Below are 9323 nucleotides of genomic sequence, written 5' to 3' on the forward strand. Positions count from 1 at the left end.
GTCCGCATCGGACATCCCCGGAATCAGGTAGTCCTCCTGTCGACGCGCGCGGGCCTGGCTCAGGCCAGCAGTGGAAACTCCAGCCGCAGCCGGGTTCCCCCGGTGTTCGATTCGATGCGGAGCTGCCCGCCGAGGCGCTGGGCGCGCGCCCGCATGCTGCCCAGCCCGGCACCGGGGACCAACCCATCGCCCTCGCCCGCCAAGCCCTGTCCGTCGTCCTCGATATGCAACTGCAACCGGTCATCCGCCCTCGCCAGGCGGACATTCACCTGGCGGGCCCGGCTGTGCTTGAACACGTTGGTCAGCGCTTCCTGCAACAGCCGCATCAGGTCCAGGCTGCGCGCGGGACCGAGTTCGATGCCGTCCAGTCCTTCCAGTTGCCACCGGCTGTCGATATCGGCGGTTTCCAGCAATCGGCCCAACCGGTGCCGCAGCGGCGCCAGTTGTGCCGCCAGCGCCGCCTGCTCCCGCGCGGTGCTGTCGATCACCAGCCGCAGATCGTCACGCATCTCCTTCAGCGTGCCCACGATCTGCGCCTTGGTCGTGTCTTCCGGTGCGTTCTCCAGTTGGGCGATGGCGCCCACCAGGGTGCCGCCGAAACCGTCGTGCAGATCGCGCACCAGTTGCAGGCGCTCTCCCGCCCGGCCATGCGCCAGCTCCAGCGCGTGCTGCTGCGACAGCGTGTCCGACAGGCGCGACGTCGCCGCCGCCACTTCCTGTTGCAGCTCCTCGTTGAATCCTTCGATGCGCCGCATCGCGGCGACGAAGCGGTGGGACAGGACGAAACCGATGCCGATCAGCGTCAACACCGAGGTGAGGCTCAGCAGATAGGTGTCGCTGTGCACCCAGCCGAAGAACAGGGCGAAGTCATAGAAGGACACCAGCACCGGCAACAGCAGGCAAGCGGCCAGCACCAGGAAATCGATCCGCCGCCGCCGCCACGCCTGCGCCAGGAAGTAGCCGATGCCGAGGTAGAAGAACAGGCCTCCCAGCACGATCCACGGCGTGCGCGCCGGTCCCATCCAGCCCGGCGCCAGCAGGGCGGTTGCGACCGCGGCCACGCTCGCCAGCGCCATCATCGTCTCGATGCGCGGAAACCGCCGCTCCGCGTAGCGGAACAGGAACATCGTGTAGCTCGCGCCGGTCACCAGGTACATCGCCGCCACGAACGCCTGCCAGCCGTCGGTCGTGGTGAACGGCCAGGGACTGGAAACGATGTAGTTCGCGCAGTACAGCGATCCCGCCAGCTCCGACAGGGCGAACCAGCCGTAGACCGAATCCTGGCGGCGGAACAGCCACAACATCAGGAACAGGCCGCCCATCACCACGCTCATGGCGACGTTGATCAACTTGATGTCGTGGCGCGCGAAACGTTCCTGTCGATACAACGCTTGCACGGCAGCGGGTTCGCCCACTGTCACGGTACCGAATCCGGGCTGGTAGGCCGAAAGGCCCGAAACCCGCACCATCAGGGTGTTCTCGCCCTGGCGCAGCAGCGTCGACGGAATCAGTTGGTAATACGGCGCCACCCAGGCGCGCGACAGCGGCTCGACCAGACTCGGGTCGCGCGCCACCAGATTGCCGTTGACGTAGATCGCGCCGGACAGGCAGATGTAGTTCACCAGCAGGCCGATGGGCTGGCGGGTATCCGCCTGTTGCCATCGCAACCGATACCAGACGACGCCATCATGATCCGGCCAGCGCGTGTTCCAGAAGTCGACCAACTGCACGGGCTCCCAGCCACGGTCCGGCGGTGCGGATTCATTCCAACCAGCCCGCACCGCCTCGGCGCGATCAATGGTCACCGTCCGGGCCGGCTGCGCCCCTGCCAATCCAGGCCATAGCAGGCACAACAGGAGTATCCAGACACGCACGCGCAAGCTCACGGCAGCAGTCCCATGGCCCGGGCTTCGAACACCGCCGCCGTGCGCGAACCCACCGCCAGCTTGCGGTAGATGTTCTTGGTGTGGCATTCGATGGTGAGCCGTGACAACGACAACAGATCCGCCATCTCGCGATTGCTGAACCCCTGTGCCACCAGTCCGAGGATTTCGCGCTCGCGGTCGGAGAGGGAGGCCTCCTGTCGCGCTTCTCGTGTGGTCGAGGCGGCGGGCGCCGCCATGGCCGCCGGCAGCAGCGCCAGGATGCGGCGGGCGATCATCGGATCGATGGGCGCACCGCCTTCACGCAGGCTTTTCAGGGACATCAGGATCTCGGCGTCATCGCGCTCCTTCAGCAGATACCCGACCGCACCCGCCCGCACGCCCGCGAGGATGATTTCCTCCTCCGCCCAGGCGGACACGATGACCGCCTGCGTGCCCGGTGCGTGTTGCTGCATCCAGGCGATGAGGTCGATGCCGCTGCCATCCGGCAACTGCACGTCCACCAGCGCCAGCGCGAAGGGGTGTTCCCGCAGGCTCGACCGCGCGGACGCCAGGCAATCGACGTCCACGATCCGCGCGTCCGGTTCGGCGATCCCGGCCACCAGCCGTGAAATCCGGCGGCGAACGACAGGATCGTCCTCGATGACCAACACTGCATCCAGTGTGATCGGCTGTGGCTGCATCATTCCCCCTGCACCGTCGCACATTTGTCGGCTCCGGCGGCCAAGTCTAACTTGGACCGGGATGACCCGCGCATGCACGGGTGCGTGCTTCCGTCTTGCGTATGCCCGCGTCCATGCCAGAATTCCCTGCATGGATACCGTCGCTCTCCTCCCGTCGACGTTGCCGTCGGCGCCTGTCCGGCATCATTCCTGGGCCGCGCACGCCCGCGGAGGGCTTCGATGAGCGCTTCCCGTCCCCACGTCGTCATCATCGGCGGGGGTTTCGCCGGCTTGTGGGCGGCCAGGGCGCTGGCCAAGGCGCCGGTGCGGATCACCCTGATCGATCGCCGCAACCATCACCTTTTCCAGCCGCTGCTCTACCAGGTGGCGACCGCCGGCCTGTCCGCACCCGACATCGCCGCGCCGTTGCGCCACATCCTGCGCCGCCAGGCCAACGTGGAAGTGCGACTGGCCGAGGTCACCCTGGTGGACCCGCAGTCACGCCGGCTGCAACTGGGTGATGCCGGCTCCCTGGGCTATGACTACCTGCTGCTGGCCACCGGCGCCACCCATGCCTACTTCGGCCACGACGAGTGGGCCAAGCACGCTCCCGGCCTGAAGACGCTGGACGATGCGCTATACCTGCGGCGCCACCTGCTGGTGGCATTCGAACGGGCCGAGGCCGAGCCGGATCCGGCACGCCGCGCCGCCTGGCTGAACTTCGCGATCGTCGGCGGCGGTCCCACAGGCGTGGAACTGGCCGGCACGCTGGCGGAGATCGCGCGGCATACGCTGAAGAACGAATTCCGCAACATCGACCCGGGTGAGGCACGCGTGCGCCTGATCGAAGCCGGTCCGCGTGTCCTGGCCTCCTTCCCCGAAGATCTGTCCGCGCGCGCGCGTCGCCAGTTGGAAAAGCTGGGGGTGGAAGTCAGCACCGGCGTTCCGGTCACCGCCATCAGCGAGGCGGGTTACCAGCTCGGCGATACCTTCGTGCCCGCCAGGACAGTGGTCTGGGCGGCGGGTGTCGCGGCTTCCCCACTCGCGCAATCCCTGCATGTCCCGCTGGATCGTGCCGGGCGCGTGATCGTGCAGCCCGATCTCAGTGTTCCCGGGTATCCCGACATCTTCGTCGGTGGTGATCTGGCCGCGGTGCAGAGCCAGGGTCGGCCCGTCCCCGGCGTCGCGCCCGCCGCCAAGCAGATGGGGCGCCACATCGCGGCGATGATCCGCGCACGAATGGCCGGCAAGCCCACCAGCGCTTTCCGCTACCGGGACTTCGGCAACCTCGCCACCATCGGCCGCATGGCGGCGGTGGTCCATTTCGGCCGACTCAAGCTGTCCGGCCTGCTGGCCTGGTGGTTCTGGCTGGCCGCCCACGTATTCTTCCTGATCGGATTCCGCAATCGGCTGGTCGTGCTGCTGAACTGGGCCTGGGCCTACTGGAGCTACCAGCGCGGCGCACGCATCATCTTCGGCGCGCCGGACAAGACATCTTCGGATCAGTGACGATCCGCGCGCGCCGCGAAACAGCCGGGACGCGCGTTGTGCACGTGCAGGTACGCCACGTCTTCGCGCTGGAAGAAGGACGCGATCAGCGGTTCCAGCTGCGTACCTTCCACGACTTCGGCCGCCTGCATCCAGCCATCCGCATCGTAGGCGCGGACCGATAGCAGGCGGCGCAGGAACGCCTCGGGAATCCGATCCTCGAATACCGCCGCCCGGGTCGCTTGCTGGCGTACGAATATCGGACCGCTCGCCCGGTACGGGCCGGCCGCCCCATGGTGCTGGAACGGCAGCAGCAGGAGAGTCTCGCCGCTCCGCGCATCGTCCAGCGAAACCCGGCAGGGAAAACCCCGATCCTTGTCGGCGACCACGCGCCGTATCGACTGCGCGGCCAGCGCCGCATCGTCCAGTGCCCACAGATGGGTGAACAGGTCGGGAGAGAGTCCGGTGATTCGGTAGGCCATGACGGAAGGTCCAGGGGGCGGAGGTGCAGCATCCTCCCGGCAACGTCGCGTCACCATCCGGTTCTTGCGCGGAATACCGCGTCCTTCACTCATCAATGGAGCACGCAGCGTGGACAAACAAAACAAGACGGCCCCGTTTCCGGGGCCGTTGCTTGTTTCGTCGAAGCGCGCCGAAGTCAGGCGGCGAACAGCGCCTTCATCTTCTTCAGCGCATTGGCCTCGATTTGCCGGATGCGCTCGGCGGATACGCCATATTCGTCCGCCAGTTCCTGCAGGGTGATCTTGCTGTCGGCATCCAGCCAGCGGCGCTTGATGATGTCGCGCGAACGCTGGTCCAGGCCCGCCAGGCCTTCACGCAGCAGTTCCAGCTGGTTGTCCTCGCTGTCGGCGCGCTCGTAGGCCTGCGACGGATCCTCATCGCCCGCCATCAGGTAGCTCACCGGCGACGGCGGCGCATGATCATCGTCCTCGTCGCCAGGCGCATCGAAACCGATGTCGCGACCGGACAGGCGCGATTCCATTTCGAGCACTTCGCGCTCGGACACGTTGAGATCCTTGGCGACCGCGCTGACTTCCTCCGCGTTCATCCAGCCCAGGCGGGTCTTGGACTTGCGCAGGTTGAAGAACAGCTTGCGCTGCGCCTTGGTGGTCGCCACCTTCACGATGCGCCAGTTCTTGAGGATGAACTCGTGCATTTCGGCGCGGATCCAGTGCACCGCGAAGCTCACCAGGCGCACGCCCATGTCCGGGTCGAAGCGCTTCACCGCCTTCATCAGGCCGATGTTGCCTTCTTGGATCAGGTCACCCAGCGGCAGGCCATAGCCGTTGTAACCGCGGGCGACATGCACGACGAAACGCAGGTGCGAATGCACCAGCTCGCGGGCGGCGTCCAGATCTTCATCGTCGCGGAAGCGACGCGCCAGCGCCTGCTCGTCATCGACCGTGAGCACCGGAATCTGGTGCACGGCGCCGATATAGGCCTCGAGCGAACCGAGCGCGCTGGGGATGGGGAGGTTGTTCGCCACCAGGGCGGTGGCAGCAGTGTTCTGGCTCATGGGGCTCATCTTAGCAGTCGGGTTGTTCGACTGCTAACCGGTAAAAGAGTTCCCCATCATTCCGGCAGTGGAACGATGGGCGGAAATCATTCAGCTTCCGTAAGGGAAACGGAACCATGAGCGGGCTTCCGGCCACCTGCGATTGCTTGGTCATTTTTCCTCTCATATCAATAGGTTGCAACATTCCCCGGGCGTCGCCGAACCAAGGCGGACGACTTGCCAGCGTGCCTGGCAGCGATGATGCCGGCAGCGGCCGGGCAAACAGGTACCCCTGCAGGAAGGCCACGCCGTGGCGGGCCAGGGCATCCGCCTGGGCGGGGATTTCCACCCCTTCCGCCACCACGTCCAGGTCCAGGCGTTCGGCCAGATCCAGGATGGTCCGCAGTATCGGCGTGATGCCGTCCGGATCCGGCAATCGGGTAACAAAGCCCCGGTCGATTTTCAGCCTGTCGGCATGGAGCTCCTGCAGGTGACTGAGATTGGAATGGCCGACGCCGAAGTCATCCAGCGCGATGCGCACGCCCAGTCGCCTGACTTCGTCGAGGACGGCCAGCACATCGGCGTCCGGAACGACACCCTCACGCTCGGTCAGTTCCAGGACCAGCGCGATCCGCCCGGGTGGAAACGCGGCAAGGAAGCGCCGGCAGTGTTCGGGCAGCCAACGCGCGGACAGATGCGCGGGGGTGATGTTGAAAGCGACATGGAATCCTGCCGGCAGCAGCGACAACATGCCGGCCAGTTCCCGGGCCGCACGAGACATCAGTCCCGCGGTCATCGGCAGGAGGAAATCGGAATGCTCCAGCTGCGGCATGAAGCGGTCCGGAGCCAGCAGGCCGCGCCCGGGATGCTCCCAGCGTGCCAGCACTTCCACACCCGCCCAGTTCCGATCCGCGCAGCGCACGATCGGTTGATAGAAAGGAACGAACTCGCCATCCCGGACCGCTCGCTGGAATTCCCGCTTCAAGGCCCGGCGGCGAATCGTCCAGCGATGGAACAGATAGCCCATTGGCATTCCGGCCAGCGCCATCAGCAGCCACGCTGCGGAGGATGGGCCCCGGGAATGCTTCGCCTGCTCGTCGCCGGCATCCGCGGCGATCGCCACCGGATGGCGTGACGACGTGACCAGACGGGATTCCGCATCGGCATCCGGCGACAGCACGCGAATCCCGCCAGCGCGCTCCAGCCGCTTCGCTGCTACCACCCAGGCCGATTCGCGGCCTTCCTGCAATGATTGGCGGACGTGCAACGCATCCAGTACCGCGACCGCTTCATGAGGTCCTCGCGAGAGGCGATACAGCAGCAAGGGGCGATCCGGCGCGACCTCGTTCCCGGCGACCAGCGTCACGGCATCATCGGAAAGCCCCATCGCTTCGGTCGGCACGGCGATTTCGCCATACAGCGTGCTGCAATAGGCCATTCCATCGCGGGCCAGGACCAGCGATCGCGCCTGTGGCAAGGTCGCCGCTTTCAGCCGCAGCGCATCCACTACCTCCACGCAGTCGCCGGCGGCAAGCGGCAGGCTCGCATCCACGGTGGAATGAACTTGGTCCAGCATCGCCTCGAGCTTCGACATCGCGATGCGCCCGTGGTCGGCCTCCTGCTGCCCGGCCATCATCCACTGGATGTGGTGCCAGCCCAGGCCCAGCAAAAACGGAATTGAGACGATCAGCGCAACCGCACCCGCATGCAGGACACGGCGTGACAGTCTTGCGCAACAACGCTTCCGCACCGCCATCGCCGCCCCACGACCGCCCGCCGCCCGCCCGGTCCGGGCGGGCGCCACGGTATCGGCGGCGGGATGTGCAATATGCATGGGGCTGTCGGAGAGATTTCGCAGCGGGCACGGTAGCCGCGCATGAGGCAGGCTCAGGTCGTGGTTCCCGTGGCCAGGAAAGAGAGCGTCCAGGAAATGGCTGCCGAAGTTTCGACCGCGACTTCCGTGTCGCGGACTACACTTTCACCCAATGTGACTCACCGCAGGAATCGGACATTTCCGAAAAGGCAGTCGGAGGTGATGCTTCGCGTTCAATGACGAGTCATCGCGCTTGAATCGGCATCCCCGCCGGTTCTACTGAGAATGGCCCCGATAGCGCGGAGCTGCCTGCCCACCATGCCGTTTGACGGATAGACGATCCATTGGCGCTCATTGCTCCGCCAAGCCGATGGAATTCGCACGACCTGCACTCGCCTGTCGTGCCGCGGATACTGAGGCATTGAAGAATGTGCGGATGGCACGGACGCCGCGTGACGACACGTTGGAAAAGCACGACGCCGCGCCCGCGGCGGCATCTCGTCGCGCTCGATGACCTGCCTCAAGGCGGGTCCGTGTTTGCTTAAACCGACCACCAACACTTCCGTGGGCGCGCTACTGCGCGCCCACGTCCCTTGCGAAGCCTGTTCGCGTGGTTAGCTTTCGATGGAAGGGAGTTACTCGGGCTACCGCCGCATAGGCTCGGCTACCGCCTCGACCGCACGAAGCACGCGAAGCAGGTTGCCTCCCCAGATCGCGTGGATGTCGGCCTCGCTATAGCCTTCCTTGAGCAGGCGTTCGGTGATCTTCGGCAACGCCGCGACGTCCTCCATGCCGGCCACACCGCCACCGCCGTCCCAGTCCGCGCCGATCCCGACGTGCTGCGGACCCGCCACCTTCAGGATATGCAGCAGGTGCCGCATGTAATCCTCGAACGTGGCCTGTGGCACGGGGAATCGCTGGTCGATCTCCGCGCGCTCCTTCAGATAGGCCTGGACCTTCGCCTCGTCTCGCCCGCTTTCCTCGCCATACTTTTGCGAAAGCGCTTCAAGCGCGGCTTCACGCTGCGGATGCTTGGGAATCGATATCAGATAGCCGCCATACGCGTTGACGTGAATCACGCCCCCCTTGGCCGCGAGCTTGCGGATGCGCGCATCATCGATGTTGCGCGGATGATCGAACACCGCGTCGGCACTGGTGTGCGACAGCACGATCGGTGCCTTGGAAAGCTCCAGCAACTGATCGAAGACCTGGTCGCTCGCATGCGATGCGTCCAGGATCAAGCCCAGGCGGTTGGCCTCAACCACCAGCGCCTTGCCCTTGGGGCTCAGGCCATTCCATTGCGGACCCGCAGCATCGGTGGCTGAATCGCCAAAGTCGTTGTTCTTGACATGGGTGATCCCCAGCATCCGCAGGCCGAGCTTGTGGTAGAGCTCCAGCAGGCTGGGATCGCTGGCGAGCGGCGAGGCGTTTTCCATGCTGATGAAAGAAACGCGCTTGCCCGTGGCGGCGATGCGTTCGGCGTCGGCGGCGGTCGAGACCAGTTCGAAATCGGCCGCATTGGCGGCGATCATTTCACGAATCTCAACCAGTCGGGTCAGACCGTGGTCGCGAGCGGCGCGATTACCGGCCTCGTCGCGTGAACCCTGCTCGGTGTAGATCACCCAGAATCCGCCGTCCAGGCCACCTTCCTTCATTCGGGGCAGATCCACCTGCGATTGGTCACCGTCATGATCATGGCGATCGCGGATGCTCCAACCCGGACGCGAAAAATTCGCCGGCGTATCCAGGTGCGTATCCAGCACCAGCGCCGAATCGTGCGCCTGCCGCACCTTGGCCGGCGTGACCTCTTTGCCTGCCGCCCATGCGTGCGCGGTCAACGACATGCCTAGGGCGATGGCCAGAACACTTCGCTTCATTCCCCGGATCCCCTTTCTGTTAGGAAAGTCCGATTGTTGGCGATCAGCGGACAAGAAAAAACCCCCAGCCAATTGGCTGGGGGT

Annotated in this window: 7 protein-coding genes; 1 reads left to right on the top strand and 6 read right to left on the bottom strand. The window is 65.6% G+C overall.

Annotated elements, in window-relative coordinates; genetic code table 11:
• Window positions 1–59: 59 nt before the first annotated feature.
• Together IQ458_RS15750 and IQ458_RS15755 are read right to left on the bottom strand one after the other, a co-directional pair.
• Window positions 60–1805, bottom strand: a complete 1746-nt coding sequence (locus tag IQ458_RS15750; RefSeq protein ID WP_203323410.1) for a sensor histidine kinase — start codon at window positions 1803–1805, stop codon at window positions 60–62.
• Between the two features lie 77 nt (window positions 1806–1882).
• Window positions 1883–2533, bottom strand: a complete 651-nt coding sequence (locus IQ458_RS15755; protein ID WP_203323411.1) for a response regulator transcription factor — start codon at window positions 2531–2533, stop codon at window positions 1883–1885.
• A gap of 252 nt (window positions 2534–2785) precedes the next feature.
• Here IQ458_RS15755 and IQ458_RS15760 point away from each other — a divergent pair, with 252 nt between their 5' ends.
• Window positions 2786–4054, top strand: a complete 1269-nt coding sequence (locus IQ458_RS15760; protein ID WP_203323412.1) for an NAD(P)/FAD-dependent oxidoreductase — start codon at window positions 2786–2788, stop codon at window positions 4052–4054.
• Here the strand turns inward: IQ458_RS15760 and IQ458_RS15765 are convergent.
• The 4 genes from IQ458_RS15765 to IQ458_RS15780 all read right to left on the bottom strand — a co-directional run bounded on the left by IQ458_RS15765 (window position 4048) and on the right by IQ458_RS15780 (window position 9239).
• Window positions 4048–4515: a DUF1203 domain-containing protein gene (locus tag IQ458_RS15765; protein ID WP_192199488.1), complete on the bottom strand. Its 468-nt coding sequence runs from the start codon at window positions 4513–4515 to the stop codon at window positions 4048–4050. The two genes, IQ458_RS15760 and IQ458_RS15765, sit on opposite strands and share 7 nt — an antisense overlap.
• A 176-nt stretch (window positions 4516–4691) precedes the next feature.
• On the bottom strand, window positions 4692–5570 hold the full coding sequence (gene rpoH, locus IQ458_RS15770; protein WP_141455150.1) for an RNA polymerase sigma factor RpoH: 879 nt from the start codon (window positions 5568–5570) through the stop codon (window positions 4692–4694).
• A 10-nt stretch (window positions 5571–5580) separates the two neighbouring features.
• On the bottom strand, window positions 5581–7383 hold the full coding sequence (locus tag IQ458_RS15775; protein WP_203323413.1) for an EAL domain-containing protein: 1803 nt from the start codon (window positions 7381–7383) through the stop codon (window positions 5581–5583).
• Between the two features lie 623 nt (window positions 7384–8006).
• Entirely contained in the window at window positions 8007–9239 is a 1233-nt protein-coding gene (locus IQ458_RS15780; protein WP_235996895.1) for a dipeptidase, read from the bottom strand.
• Window positions 9240–9323 lie beyond the last annotated feature (84 nt).

Origin of the sequence: Pseudoxanthomonas beigongshangi (genome assembly GCF_016820515.1) — a bacterium.
Classification (GTDB): domain Bacteria; phylum Pseudomonadota; class Gammaproteobacteria; order Xanthomonadales; family Xanthomonadaceae; genus Pseudoxanthomonas_A; species Pseudoxanthomonas_A beigongshangi.